11 protein-coding genes are annotated in these 12,890 nt (G+C 45.7%); 9 read left to right on the plus strand and 2 right to left on the minus strand.

Annotated features, from left to right (window positions below):
• Nucleotides 1-10 precede the first annotated feature (10 nt).
• From J4N45_RS21920 to J4N45_RS21940, 5 genes are read left to right on the plus strand one after another with little or no spacing between them, the layout of a single operon-like run.
• A complete protein-coding gene (locus J4N45_RS21920; RefSeq protein ID WP_252016978.1) occupies nt 11-2,158 on the plus strand; it encodes a type I secretion system permease/ATPase in 2,148 nt (715 codons plus the stop codon).
• Nucleotides 2,148-3,476, plus strand: a complete 1,329-nt coding sequence (locus J4N45_RS21925; protein WP_252016980.1) for an HlyD family type I secretion periplasmic adaptor subunit — start codon at nt 2,148-2,150, stop codon at nt 3,474-3,476. Before J4N45_RS21920 ends, J4N45_RS21925 begins: the two co-directional genes overlap by 11 nt.
• 18 nt (nt 3,477-3,494) lie before the next feature.
• Nucleotides 3,495-4,826: a TolC family outer membrane protein gene (locus J4N45_RS21930; RefSeq protein ID WP_252016982.1), complete on the plus strand. Its 1,332-nt coding sequence runs from the start codon at nt 3,495-3,497 to the stop codon at nt 4,824-4,826.
• Nucleotides 4,826-5,440 carry an OmpA family protein gene (locus tag J4N45_RS21935; protein ID WP_252016984.1) on the plus strand — a complete coding sequence of 205 codons (615 nt, stop codon included), beginning with the start codon at nt 4,826-4,828 and terminating at the stop codon, nt 5,438-5,440. Before J4N45_RS21930 ends, J4N45_RS21935 begins: the two co-directional genes overlap by 1 nt.
• A gap of 13 nt (nt 5,441-5,453) precedes the next feature.
• On the plus strand, nt 5,454-6,347 hold the full coding sequence (locus J4N45_RS21940) for a PstS family phosphate ABC transporter substrate-binding protein (protein WP_503058232.1): 894 nt from the start codon (nt 5,454-5,456) through the stop codon (nt 6,345-6,347).
• A gap of 80 nt (nt 6,348-6,427) precedes the next feature.
• Here the strand turns inward: J4N45_RS21940 and J4N45_RS21945 are convergent, their stop codons facing one another.
• Nucleotides 6,428-8,482 carry an alpha-amylase gene (locus J4N45_RS21945; RefSeq protein WP_252016988.1) on the minus strand — a complete coding sequence of 685 codons (2,055 nt, stop codon included), beginning with the start codon at nt 8,480-8,482 and terminating at the stop codon, nt 6,428-6,430.
• Nucleotides 8,483-8,688: 206 nt separating this feature from the next.
• Between J4N45_RS21945 and J4N45_RS21950 the strand changes: the two genes are divergently transcribed.
• The 3 genes from J4N45_RS21950 to J4N45_RS21960 all read left to right on the plus strand — a co-directional run bounded on the left by J4N45_RS21950 (nt 8,689) and on the right by J4N45_RS21960 (nt 11,206).
• Entirely contained in the window at nt 8,689-9,255 is a 567-nt protein-coding gene (locus J4N45_RS21950) for a hypothetical protein (protein ID WP_252016989.1), read from the plus strand.
• Between the two features lie 522 nt (nt 9,256-9,777).
• The gene (locus J4N45_RS21955) at nt 9,778-10,731 is read left to right on the plus strand and encodes a TerC/Alx family metal homeostasis membrane protein (RefSeq protein ID WP_252016991.1); all 954 of its coding nucleotides are present in this window, start codon (nt 9,778-9,780) and stop codon (nt 10,729-10,731) included.
• Between the two features lie 283 nt (nt 10,732-11,014).
• A complete protein-coding gene (locus J4N45_RS21960) occupies nt 11,015-11,206 on the plus strand; it encodes a hypothetical protein (protein WP_042471324.1) in 192 nt (63 codons plus the stop codon).
• 48 nt (nt 11,207-11,254) lie between these two features.
• Here J4N45_RS21960 and J4N45_RS21965 read toward each other — a convergent pair whose 3' ends face one another.
• Nucleotides 11,255-11,428: a hypothetical protein gene (locus J4N45_RS21965; RefSeq protein ID WP_252016993.1), complete on the minus strand. Its 174-nt coding sequence runs from the start codon at nt 11,426-11,428 to the stop codon at nt 11,255-11,257.
• Nucleotides 11,429-11,648: 220 nt separating this feature from the next.
• On the opposite strand from J4N45_RS21965, the gene pepT reads away from it, so the two are divergent.
• Nucleotides 11,649-12,872, plus strand: a complete 1,224-nt coding sequence (pepT, locus tag J4N45_RS21970; RefSeq protein WP_252016994.1) for a peptidase T — start codon at nt 11,649-11,651, stop codon at nt 12,870-12,872.
• Nucleotides 12,873-12,890: the final 18 nt, after the last annotated feature.

A 12,890-nucleotide genomic window follows, 5' to 3' on the forward strand; every position in this document is an offset into this window, starting at 1 on the left:
GGGAAATGCAGTGGAAAACCAAACTAGGGATAATTGGTTAGAGACCATTAAGTGGTTATGCCAGCACCACGAGGTGCGGTGTCATCCGATAAAAATAGTCAGTGGCTTGCCACTTGATGATGGACAGTTGTCTGAGCCTTTGTTCTTAAGGGCATTGGAGCGAACCTCCTTAACGTCTCTTGAGCTAAGCTCGAACTCCATTGCAAGAGCGAAACCTCCATTCGTGATGGTGGATTCAGACACTCAGCAGCCATTAGTCGTTACCAAAGTACAAAGGCAAACTGTTACCTATTTGGTCGTCGATGAAGAGTTTAAACAGCGAGATACCACGCTTACAAAGCTACGAAAAACGTCAAACCCTTCAATCTGGCAGGTAAGTGGTGTGCCGGCTGTCGATAGTCGTGTCGAGGAGTTAAAGCCTTCTACACCGACGAGTTGGCTTTGGCGGACGCTAAAGGAAGTGCGTCCTTGGTACAGAGACTTGTTGATTGCCTCTCTCGTTATCAACTTACTCGCGCTGATCTTGCCACTGTTTACCATGAACGTTTATGACCGGGTTGTTCCAAACCAAGCGTTGAGCACCTTGTGGGTATTGGCTGCAGGGGTGATGATCGTTGTCGTATTCGACTGGATATTAAAAGAGTCACGAAGTTCGGTGACGGATATGGCGAGCCGATATATCGACAATAAACTCTCCGCGACACTGTTTAGCAAGACAGTGGGCATGAAGTTAGAGAATCGACCACAATCGACGGGCGCATTTGCTCGTCAACTTCAGGATTTCGATTCGGTTAAAGAATTCTTCACTTCAGTCACCTTAGTAACGTTGGTTGACCTACCATTTACCGTACTTTTTCTTGTGCTCATTGGCTGGCTCGGTGGTGCGATGATGTGGATCCCTGTCGGTGTGATGGCACTTTTGCTCATCATCAGCGTAGTCATGAAGCGCAACGTTGAGAATACGCTTGAAGAAACGTCGCGGCTCTCGACTCAGCGTCAGGCTCAGCTTATCGAAGCACTAAACGCCTTACCCGAAATCAAACAGAACAACGCTGAAAGTGTTTTGCAAAAGCGATGGGAGAATATCATTTCATCTCTGTCGACTTGGCAAACCCGCTCCCGAACGTATACCAATATCGTTACTCACTGCATTCAGTCTAGCCAACAAATAGTGACCGTGTCACTTATTGTGTTTGGTGTTTACCAAATAGCAGAAGGTGTACTGACAATGGGTGGGCTTATTGCGATCGTCATGTTAAGTGGGCGCGCGGGCAGTGCCATTAACCAGCTGTCTATGTTGATGCTCCGTTATCAGCAATCACGAGCTGCCTTGGTCGGGCTAAATCAGATCATGGAGTTGCCACAAGAAGAGAGCAACCAGCAGGCGATCGATAGAGGCGAATTTAATGGGCATGTCAAACTCGACAATGTTGGTTATCTCTATCCTGAAACCACGTCCGCGGCGCTTAAAGATATCTCTTTTGAAATCAGCCCGGGAGAGCGTATTGGCGTGATAGGTGCTGCAGGAGCAGGTAAATCAACCTTGCTGTCACTTATGCTCAAGCAAGTTGAGCCAAGTAGTGGTCAGCTCTATTTTGAAGGTCTAGACGCAAAATTGTGGCCACACAGCGTGTTAAGAAAAACCTCGGGTTGGGTGGCACAAAATAGCGTATTGATGTTCGGCTCTGTGCTCGAAAACATTGTGTTTGGTGAAACCAAGATTGATGAAGTACGGCTTACTTACGCCATCCAATATTCAGGGCTCAATGATTACATGTCGCGTCTGGAGAATGGTCTCGAGACACAAGTAGGTGAAGGTGGTCGCCACCTATCCGGCGGGCAGCGTCAAGCCGTAGCACTAGCCAGAGCGTTATACCGACAGCCAAAGTTCCTCGTTTTGGATGAACCAACGAGTGCGCTAGATAATCAGGCAGAACGTCGCTTTTACCAAGCACTTGCTCGAATGCCACGCACTATGACTATTGTGATCAGTTCTCACCGTCAATCGCTACTGTCACTTTGTGACCGAGTGATTGTTCTCGACAAGGGCAAGTTGGTGCTAGAGGGGCCACCAAAAGCAGTGCTCGACAAGCCTAGTCAACAAAAACACAAAGTGAAGAACATCGCTATCGTCAAAGGGGGTAACGATGAGCACTAGTCATATTGAGTGGAGCAATACTCAGCTTGCCTATCGGTCGAGAAAACTAATTTGGATTATCGCAGGCCTGTTTATTTGTGCCTTGCTATGGGCTTCTTGGGCAACGTTGGAAGAGGTAGTCGTCGGCGAAGGTACTGTGGTGCCGAGCCAGTCAGTCCAATCAATTCAAAGTCTTGAAGGCGGTATTGTCGAGAACATTTTAGTGCGCCAAGGAGACAGCGTGAAAGCGGGTCAAACTCTCGCGATATTGGATGACACGCGCTTTAGAGCGTCTTACCAAGAAACAGGGAAACAGTTTGATAGCTTGACCGCTCAGCGATTAAGGCTAGAAGCTGAACTGGCCAGCGTGAAGGTTGATATCAGTCAGCCTAATTGGGAGTCGCAGGTTCAAATTGAGCCACGATCAATCGTAAGCAACGACTCATCCAGCCCCGCACTTTTTAATGCGCAAGCCAACTATCTAGAGCGCCTTAGTCAGCTTTCGTCTGAACTTGAAGAATCAAAGCTGCGAATAGAGCAACAGGCTCAGGCTGTGAGTGATACGCAGAACGCTATTCGAACATTACAAAGTAGCCTGTCGATAGTTAAGAAAGAGCGTGATCTTTTGAAAGCAGTAGTAGAGAGCGGTGCGGTGGCCGAAGTCGAACTTCTGAAGCTGAATCGTGATGTGATTCGAATCGAGGGTGACCTATCGAGCGCAATTGTGACCGCGCAAAAACAGCAGGCTGCTTACTCAGAAGCTATCGCTGATCATCGCGGTATTGCTCTGGACTTTCGAACTAAAGCTCAAGGGCAACTTAACGAAATATCGGCCACCCTCGCTCAGTTAAATGAAAGCAGACAAGCAATTGCCGATCAGTTAAGACGAACTGAGGTGGTCGCGCCTTTGGACGGCACCGTTAAAGAGGTTTTTGTCAGGACCATTGGAGGTGTAGTTCGCCCCGGTGAGCCGATCATGGAATTGGTGCCCGAAAACTCGGCATTGATCATAGAAGCGAAGATTGCTCCCAAAGATATTGCTTTTATTTCAGTAGGTTTAGAGGCAATGGTGAAGTTTTCATCCTATGATTTTGTTATATACGGCGGTCAAAAAGGTACGGTGACTTATGTGAGTGCCGATGCTCTACAAACGGAAGATGGTGTGGCTTATTACCGGGCTCATATAGAGCTCTCTGAACCTGAAGAAAATGGTAGGACGTTTTCTGTTATACCGGGTATGCAAGCAGCAGTGGATATTCTCACAGGCGAAAAAACGGTTTTGCAATATTGGTTAAAACCCATATTGAGAGCGAAAGAAAATTCAATGAGAGAAAGATAATAACTACAAGGAAACGATATGCGTGTGACAAAACTCGTGCTATCGAGTTGTTTAGCTCTATCGCCCATGGTGTTTACATCGGCGGCTAGTGCCATTTCGTTAGAAGAGTCGGTAGCTTTTGCTATTGATTACAGCCCTGAAGTATTGGCGCAATACTCGCGTTATCAATCCGTTATCAGAGATGGTGACGCAGCTGGTGGCGACAGATTACCGCAAGTGAACCTCTACGCTGCCGCTGGGGTAGAAGAAACTCGATATAATAATGGTAACTTTATTGACCCTGATGATCGACGACTTAATCGCACTGAGTTAGGCCTTCGAGTTTCCCAACTGCTATTTGACGGCTTTGGCACTAGTGCCAACGTGAAGCGTTTAGGGTATGAGGCGGAAGCAGAGCGCCTTACTTTGATATCTAGAGCGGAGAACGTCTCACTTGATGTAACTAGGCTTTACCTAGAGCTTCTTGAGGCAGAAACCTTACTCCAGCTTGCCAACCGCAACGTGGTTGAGCATCAAGAAATCTACCAAGATGTTCTAGATAAAAAATCTCAAGGGCTTGCCAGTAATTCGGATTTAGCGCAAATATCGGCTCGTGTAGCTACGGCGCAGTCTTCTCAGATAGCTGCACAAAACAACCTATTTGATCTTCAAACTCAGTTCCTCCGTCAGGTAGGAAAACCTGGGAGTAACTTGGTATTTCCAAAGTTTGACAGTGCGCTGCTGCCAAGCACGTTAGACGTCGCGCTTCAACAAGCCGTCGATAATCATCCAGAAATTAAGGCCGCCATGGTGGATATGGATGCAGCTCGACAAGAGATACGCAGGGAGAAAGGGGATTATTATCCTGAAGTGAAAATTGAGCTTCACGCAAATAAAAATCGAAACGTAGGCAATGTCATTGGTCCCGATGAAGATATGCGTGCCATGGTGGTGCTTGATTACGATCTTTTCAATGGTTTCTCTACTGACTCCAGAGTTGAGTCGTCGGCATGGAGGCTTGAAGAGGCAAGAGCAATAAGAGTGAGGACAGAGCGCGAGGTGCGAGAAGGGACAGAGCTAGCGTGGAACGCCTATTCCATGCTAGAGCAACAGATTCGTTTATTAGAGCAGAATGTCGATGCTGCGAAGATAGCTGAGCTTGGTTACATCCAGCAGTTTAATGTAGGTCGCCGAAGCCTTCTTGATGTGCTCGATGCGAAGGTGGAAGTTTTCTTAGCGAGACAAAACTATGTGCGCAGTAAATACGATAGAACGTTTGCCGCCTATCGTTTGTTGAATGCAATGGGAGTTTTGACTTACGCACTTCGTGTTGAGCACCCTGAAGAGTGGCAGAAAGAGGGGGATTCATAATGAATAAATCAATTATTGCTCTCTCGTTACTCTTGTTATTTGGTTGCGCCGAAACGCCAAACACAGAAATGACACGCCACCAGATTGATGACCTTCGTGACCAAGATGGTGACGGCATTATCAATCAACGTGACCGATGCTTAGACACGCCAGCTGGTACTATTGTGGACAATGAGGGATGTGCCGAGTGGAAGTTCTCTAACGAGCCGGTTGTAGTGACGGTGAACTTTGATTACGACAAGTCTGTGATACGTCCGGATCAAGAGCCTACCGTCAATAAGCTTGCGCGCATGTTAGAAGAGACACCAGATGCGAATGTTGTCTTGATTGGTGATACTAGCTCTGAAGGAACAAATGACTACAACCGAGCACTAGCGAAAAGGCGTACCGCTGCAATTAAACGAGCAATAGAAAACTTAGGCATTGAAAGTCAAAGAATCTCGGAGCAAGAGTTTACCGAGGTGACGCAATACACCGAGCAGCTCAAGCAGCGGAAACGTCGCACTATTGCTGTTTTCTATCATCCGGAGATGTCTACTGTAAAAGAGTGGGATATCTTCACGTCAGAAAAAGACTTAACCAGTTCGACAAAAGTGGAGGCGCCAAGTGAATAAGCCACTGATTTTCATGACGGCTGCGACCGCTTTTAGCGTGAGTGTGTATGCCAATACTCCTGACACACAGCACTCTGTTGTAGCGGTCGAGCCCAACCTAGTGCCTGTGATGCAAGCGCTGGTGGATGCCAAGGGGCTCGAAATCGATGTGAAGCAGAGCATGGATATTCCCAGTAGTTTGACCAACGATAACATGCTACTTGGTATCAGTTCTCGCAAATGGCAGGACAATGAAATAGCTAAATTTACCCACTTGAGGGGATACAAGCCCACAGAGTTGTTTTTCACTGCGGATGTCATCGCGATACTTGCCAACAAGGACAATCAAACCAAGTCCATCACGGTAGCAGAATTGCGCTCAGTCTTCGGTTGTAACGAGCAGCTGAAAGTCACTCGTTGGAGAGATGGTGACGGTAACGAGCTTGGACCTATGGTTCCGTTTGCTATCGATAACCAACTGATAGGGCATGAGAGGTTTTCGAGCTGGGTGTCTTGTGATCAAAGTGAGTTTGCGGCAACTAATTTTGTTTTCGACAAGCAGGCTCTACTTAGCGAAGTCTCGGGTCAAAAAGAGGCGATTGCGTATTCGGTGTATACCGATGACTTAAATGAGCAAAACATCTTAAAAGTGACCAATGAGTTTGGAGAGTCTTACGATGTGAACAAAGAGACGATCTTGTCTGGTCGATATCCGTTGGCAAGTGTCTACTATATGTATCTCGATCTCCCGCCAAACAGAGAGTACTTTAACGAGCAAGAAGAGTTCTTTATCGGCCTGACGCTTTCCGACAAGCAAAAACCAACTCTTAACCAGTTTGGGTTCATTAGCCTGCCGCCAGAAGCGATACAGCGCAACAAAGTGAGATTGCTACTGGAAGAGCCAATGATAGAGGGTGGCTATAAATAAGCTAAGCAGTTGCGTAATCAAAAAAGGCTCCAAGGATGTACAGCGAGGAGCCTTTTTAATGCTTCTACTTTTCTTTTTCTCTACTTACCAAAGTAGGCAACGACCACTTTATCTTGGTCTAGCTCTCTAGAGAAAACATAGGCGTTATCGTTATCGATGACCTTATGTTCACCTGCACCAACTGCTGGATGGCGGTCACGGAACTGACCAAGAGTTTGCCAGTGTTTTAGCAGTGCTTGCTTGTCTTTGCTAAGCTCCCAAACCATATCTGAGCGCGTGCCTTGGTGGAAGTCATCGGCGTATGGTCCTATGTTTCGACCCACTTCATCACCATAGTAGACTTGAACGGCACCAGGACTAAGCAGTAGCGCGTTCGCGGCGTTTTGCTGCATGGTGTAATCTTTGAATCGACTGAAGAACAGCTCGGTATCGTGCGATGACATGTAGCTTACTGGGTTGAAGTCTTTTGATTCTTGAATCGAGTTGGCATAGTTCTGATATGTCTCTGCCATTTGGCTAAAACACGCGGCGCCTTTATCTAGTTTCTTCTGCATATCAAAGTTGATCAATGCGTCAAAACCATCATCAAAATAAGGCGTGCGGTGAGCACTATGTCCCCATACTTCGCCCATCATCCAAAATGGTTGGCCTTGCTTGCCGTTTTCTTCGCGCCACTGTTCAAGGCTGGTCGTCGCTTCTGCTTTCAAGCGTTGCCAAACTTCACCTTCAACGTGTTTAACGGTATCAACGCGATAGCCATCGATACCAAAGCGCTTGACCCAATCGGTCTGCCATTCAATAAGATAATCAGCAACGGTCTGATTCTCTCTCGCTTTTACGCGCGTACCAGGGTTTTCTAGAAGCCATTTAGGCGGCGTCACCGCCTTGGTGGATTCGGTTCTAAAATCAGGTAGCCCAGCAAGTGAAAGCGTAATGGCACTTGAACCCGGTTGTTCATAGCCAGGTAAGCCTGTGCGCACCCAATCTGGTCCCCACCAGTGCGTCCATTTATCACTTTGATAGTCGATATTAGAATGGTAGCTATGCCAGTTTTCTGATGATTTGGGTTGCCAAGCGGCGATGTTTTCTGGCAGTTGGTGCTCTGGCTTAAGTACGTTTAGTTCATCAAATTGAATGTCTGCAAGCGTGGAGTAGCCAGGGTGGTTAACCACGGCATCTAGCAGAACCTTAATGCCGCGCTTGTGTGCCTCATCCACTAAACGCTTTAGATCCTCATCGTTACCGAAGCTTTCATCAATTTTGGTAAAGTCGCGTGTCCAGTAGCCGTGGTAGCCGTAAAATGGGAAAGAGCCGCTATCACCGCCGCCAACAAAACCATGAACCTGTTCAACAATTGGCGAGAGCCAGATGACATTGGTCCCTAGCGCTTTAATGTAATCGAGCTTCTCAGTGATACCATTCAGATCCCCACCATGGAACGTACCAATGTTATCTTTGCCATCAGATTGGCGACCATACGGTTGCGGCGCACCAGGGTTCGAGTTATTGAATCTATCAACCATGACAAAATAGATGTTGGCATTGCGATAGTTAAGCGCATCCGATTTCGGAGTAGTTTCGACGGGCTCTAGTAAAGTTAAGCCACCAGAAGCTTGGTTAGGTCTTACTGTAACTTTACCTGACTTAACGGTCACAATGTCATTGGTAAATACATCGCGCAATTGCGTGCCATCAGGGTAACTGTCTCCAACCGCAATAACTTGAGGCTCGCTTGGGAGAGTTTCACACTGAACATTTGGAATGGGTCGCTTGAACTCTTTTTTAGCGACTTTTTTAGGTTGTCGTTTAAAAACTAAAGAATGGTCTTCTGCACTGTAAGTAAACGAATAATCTCCGGTAAAACGTATATTTAGTGGCAACACGGAGTCGCTACCACAGAGCAGCGGAATTGGGGTGTTAAACTTCACTTTGTTCGGTAACTCATTAGTACAGTCACCGTCAATGCCAGAGATTTTAAGCTGGTATTTGTCTTTAGTCAGAGGAATAACTAGTGGTTCGTCGGCAACAATAGGATAGTCACGGCTTGTCGTCGACGTTGAAACCGTAAGATACGGTGATGCGAATAGTGCTGGCGAAGCAAATAGCATGCAGGCAAGTAGGGTCTTTTGTCTCATGTTCATTCCATTTATTTTAGTTTTCCAACGCTAATATAAATTGAGTGAATCATCGCCACATCCTTCTGTATGACTACGCCTCATAATTTGCAGTTGCTCACAAAATCGCCGCAAGGGATGAGATTGAGGGGAGGAGGGGAGTTGTTAGATAAATTGATAGGCTGTCTTTGGCCGTTTTTCTTCGTCATGTTATTTAAGAGAGTGCAATGAATAGAACGCTGCTTCTTTTGCTTTTGTTGTATGGCAATGCATCGCTTGCGAGCGAGCAATGGGTGACCCAGTTTGTCTCCGGTGTTCTCGATATCAGCACAAAACAGCAAGTACAAGCCCTGTCGGAGACCTACGACTGTGGTGAAACCGAGGGCGTCGAATACTGCAGCTTCGAACAGGTTTACCGTGGTATCCAACTTGATGTGGTTATTTACGTAGAGCCCGACGACTTAGTGAGCAAAATTACCTACACATTTCCATTCAATGTACATAACTACACGCATGTACAAACGTCGCTTCGCAAAGACAGTTATCATCTCATTAAAGCCAGTGTTGGCGGGGAAAGCGTGACTGTTGAAGAATTGCTCAATCAGGGCACAGCTCAAACTGCGGATAAGAAACTGATTGAATTTTTGAACTTATATCCCATTTCCACGTCCAAATTATTTACCTGGGTCAGGAAAAATGAGATTCAGAATACGTTAGCAACAGAAACGCTATTGATGACCAGCGACACAGAGAGCATTCAACTTATTTGGAATCGTGAGTCGAACGCCAACTAGAGGCAAACAACGACTTCCTTCACTGTGTCACACAATGGTCTTACGGTTGTCATTTCACTGTTACATTCGATGAGTAACGTGGATTGCGTAAAGTTTAGAAGGAGTTAACCATGAAAAAAATGAGACGTGCCCAACTTCATCGTTGTCGTATTCAGTACTGGAAAGAAACAAACCAGAAAACAACGACTAAAGTTAAAGCATAATCAATACTTTACATACCAAGACGTGAAGCCAGCATCCTACATTATGCTGGTTTTTTCGTTTTTGGGATCTTTTTAATAGACACCACTAATTTATAGTCATAGAATTCACCCGTTTTGGGGAGTAGTCACCCGTTTATTTGTCGTCATCTCGTTAAGTTATTGCTCTATATAGCAAGCAACTTATCCGGCAAATAAGAGCGCTCTAACGTGCTTTGACGAGACCAACGCAATCATAGAATCAGTGTATCTAGTGCACTGGTATTTTATTGGTTTGCGGAAGGTCGACCCAAGATCCCTCGTCCTTCCGTCTGGAGGACTTATGAGCCCATCAATCTATCTTGGTTTCCTGTTATTGACGCTTACGTTGGTGGCACTGGATATTTATCAAACTCGCGGCGGACAAATCACGATTCGAAAAGCAGCTATTTGGAGCGGTTTTTGGTTTGTGTTGGCATTTGTTTTTGCAGCGACTATCTATTTCTTTTGGGACTTTTATGCGCCGGACAGTGATTACACGGCTAAAAAGGCGACCGTATCCTTCTTAACTGGTTACCTATTAGAAAAGTCGCTGAGTGTCGACAATCTATTTGTGTTTGCAATTATCTTCCATCAGTACACAGTACCTCAGCATTTGCGCCCACGTGCGTTGCTTTGGGGTGTAATTGGCGCGCTAGTGTTAAGAGCAATCATGATCAGTGTAGGGGCTCAGCTGTTGTCTCAGTTCCACTGGGTGATGTATCTGTTTGCGGCGTTTTTGATTTGGACCGGTATTCAATTAGGTCGTGATCATGGTGAGGATGAAATTAATCCATTGCCAGAGCGTTTAATTAGACGTTTATTGCCAGTGACGGAGTCATACCATGGCAACAAACTATCGATTATTGAAAACGGCAAGCGCGTGTTTACGCCGATGTTGGTCGTCATTGGTGTCATCGCGTTTATGGATATCTTGTTTGCGTTAGACTCAATTCCGGCGATATTTGCGGTGACCAGAGAGCCTTTCTTAGTATTGGCAGCTAATGTATTCGCGTTATTGGGGCTAAGGTCGCTCTACTTTGTGTTAGAGGGAATGATGAATCGCTTCGTGTACCTTAAGCCAGCTCTGTCGTTCATCATGATATTTATTGGTATCAAGATGGCGTTGGTTGGATCGGCTTGGGAAATCCCAACTTGGATCTCTCTGTGCGTCATTATGACGACGATGACAGTAGCGACACTCGCTTCTATCTATAAAGAAAAACAGCTTCCTGAAGTCGTCAATAAGAATAGCTAACGCTAATTGCGAAAAACCTCTCATTTAACGGGAGGTTTTTCTTTATCATTCTGGTAACAATTTGTGCGACTTAACAAGGATGGTGCGTAATAATTCGGCAGTGTTGATTATTTATGAATAAATAGTCGCCACGATCGCATATGTCATACAAGTGCTTGTTAATAATCTGTTTTATTAGAATAACTAATCCGAATGTCCAAAATTTGTCATTTTTTAAACAACGTTTTTTTGCCTAATATTGTCATCAACAACAACGAGTTACCCAGTTTTAAGAGAGGCAATCATGGCACAAGCAATGAACATCGAAACCATCGCTATCGCACCCTCTATGGATAAGAAAACCTACGCGGTTAACTTCAAAGGATTGATTGCACACTTCCTAGATATTTTGTTCGGTAAAGGTGATGTAGAACCAACTTACCACGCAAATGAGCTATCTAGCCATATGCAGCGTGATATCGGTCTTTATCGATAATATCGCGAGAGAAAAAGCACCGTAGGGTGCTTTTTTTGTATCTGTAGCCTAACGACAAGGCGTATGAGCGTCTAAGCCGCCTTGCTTTTGCAACTGTTTAACCAGTGTGATTCGCTCTAGCTCTTTTGGACAAGCTGTGCTTTGACGTTTCGTTTGCGTTTGTCGCGCAATTGGTGTCGATAGAAAATGTGGATGGTTCATCGTATCTGCTCTCATCGTCATAGAACTGTCACTTAGTATTCCAGTTAGATATATAACTCACATCCCCCCTCTAACGCTGAACCTAGGGCGTAGGTCGTTAGGCGTATATTTGTTTGTAAATGAGTATATTAAGTTAAGAAAGTTACCTTCAAATCAGATAAACCTGATTCATCGCAATTTCCCTCGGGGCTTAATCCGTATGATGAGTTTAGAGATTCCCCCCAAAGCTATAGGTGAAAATATGACAAGTCTTCTCGACAGGTTTCTTCAATATGTCACGTTTGACACGCAATCCAACCCGTCGCAAGAGTGCTGCCCGAGTACTCCAGGACAGATAGATTTTGCTCGTTTTCTTGAGCAAGAGTTGAACTCACTGGGATTATCAAACGTTTCTTTAGATGCTAATGGCTATCTGATGGCAACCCTTCCATCGAATATCCAAGAGCAAGTGCCTGCGATCGGCTTTATTGCCCACATGGACACGGCACCCGATGCGTCAGGCAAAAACGTCAAACCACAGCTGGTTGAGAACTACCAAGGTGGTGACATTGCGCTTGGCAAAGGTGATGAAGTCTTATCCCCAATTCAATACCCAGACCTTCACGATTTGCACGGTCACGACATCATTACGACAGACGGTACAACTCTACTTGGTGCTGACAACAAAGCTGGTATTGCAGAGATCATCTCAGCCGTCGAGTATCTCCTTCAGCATCCTGAGATCCCTCACGGAGACATTAAAATTGGCTTCACTCCCGACGAAGAAATTGGTCGCGGTGCCGATTTATTTGACGTAGCGAAATTCGGCGCAGAGTGGGCGTATACAGTGGACGGTGGTCCTGTCGGCGAGCTTGAATATGAAAACTTTAATGCCGCAGCCGCTGTGGTTGAGTTTCTTGGTGTGAGCGTTCATCCAGGCACCGCAAAGGGTAAATTGGTTAATGCGATGACGGCAGCGTCAAGATTCCATGCTGCTATGCCGGCAGCAGAAACGCCAGAGTGCACATCTGGTTATGAAGGTTTCTATCATTTAAGCAATGCAGAGATGTCTGTCACTAAGTCGACGTTGAATTACATTATTCGTGATTTTGATAGTGACGAGCTAGAAAGACGTAAAGCCTATCTAGAAGATAAGGTAGCAGTGTTTAATGCTCATGGTGACAAAGTGTCGCTAACGATCACTGACAACTACTCGAACATGCGTGAGAAGGTGGAGCCTCACCCACATATTATCGAGATTGCTAAGTCTGCAATGGAAGCGTGTGAAGTTAAACCAAACATCAAACCAATTCGCGGTGGCACGGACGGGGCTCGACTTTCGTTTATGGGTTTACCGTGTCCAAATGTGTTCACTGGTGGCTACAATTTCCACGGCATTCATGAGTTTATTACCCTTCAAGGGATGGAATTGGCTGTGAATGTGATAGTGCAAATTGCGAAAGACACAGCGATTCGTTATCGTTAGGAGACATTCATAATGCAG

Origin of the sequence: Vibrio sp. SCSIO 43140, assembly GCF_023716585.1 — a bacterium.
In the GTDB taxonomy this organism is placed as follows: domain Bacteria; phylum Pseudomonadota; class Gammaproteobacteria; order Enterobacterales; family Vibrionaceae; genus Vibrio; species Vibrio maritimus_B.

Excerpts from the sequence above, each read along its gene's own strand:
- J4N45_RS21935 (WP_252016984.1), top strand. The coding sequence starts at position 4,826 with ATGAATAAATCAATTATTGCTCTCTCGTTACTCTTGTTATTTGGTTGC.
- J4N45_RS21930 (WP_252016982.1), top strand. The coding sequence starts at position 3,495 with ATGCGTGTGACAAAACTCGTGCTATCGAGTTGTTTAGCTCTATCGCCC.
- pepT (WP_252016994.1), top strand. The coding sequence starts at position 11,649 with ATGACAAGTCTTCTCGACAGGTTTCTTCAATATGTCACGTTTGACACG.
- J4N45_RS21955 (WP_252016991.1), top strand. The coding sequence starts at position 9,778 with ATGAGCCCATCAATCTATCTTGGTTTCCTGTTATTGACGCTTACGTTG.
- J4N45_RS21945 (WP_252016988.1), bottom strand. The coding sequence starts at position 8,482 with ATGAGACAAAAGACCCTACTTGCCTGCATGCTATTTGCTTCGCCAGCA.
- J4N45_RS21960 (WP_042471324.1), top strand. The coding sequence starts at position 11,015 with ATGGCACAAGCAATGAACATCGAAACCATCGCTATCGCACCCTCTATG.
- J4N45_RS21950 (WP_252016989.1), top strand. The coding sequence starts at position 8,689 with ATGAATAGAACGCTGCTTCTTTTGCTTTTGTTGTATGGCAATGCATCG.
- J4N45_RS21965 (WP_252016993.1), bottom strand. The coding sequence starts at position 11,428 with ATGACGATGAGAGCAGATACGATGAACCATCCACATTTTCTATCGACA.
- J4N45_RS21925 (WP_252016980.1), top strand. The coding sequence starts at position 2,148 with ATGAGCACTAGTCATATTGAGTGGAGCAATACTCAGCTTGCCTATCGG.
- J4N45_RS21940 (WP_503058232.1), top strand. The coding sequence starts at position 5,454 with ATGACGGCTGCGACCGCTTTTAGCGTGAGTGTGTATGCCAATACTCCT.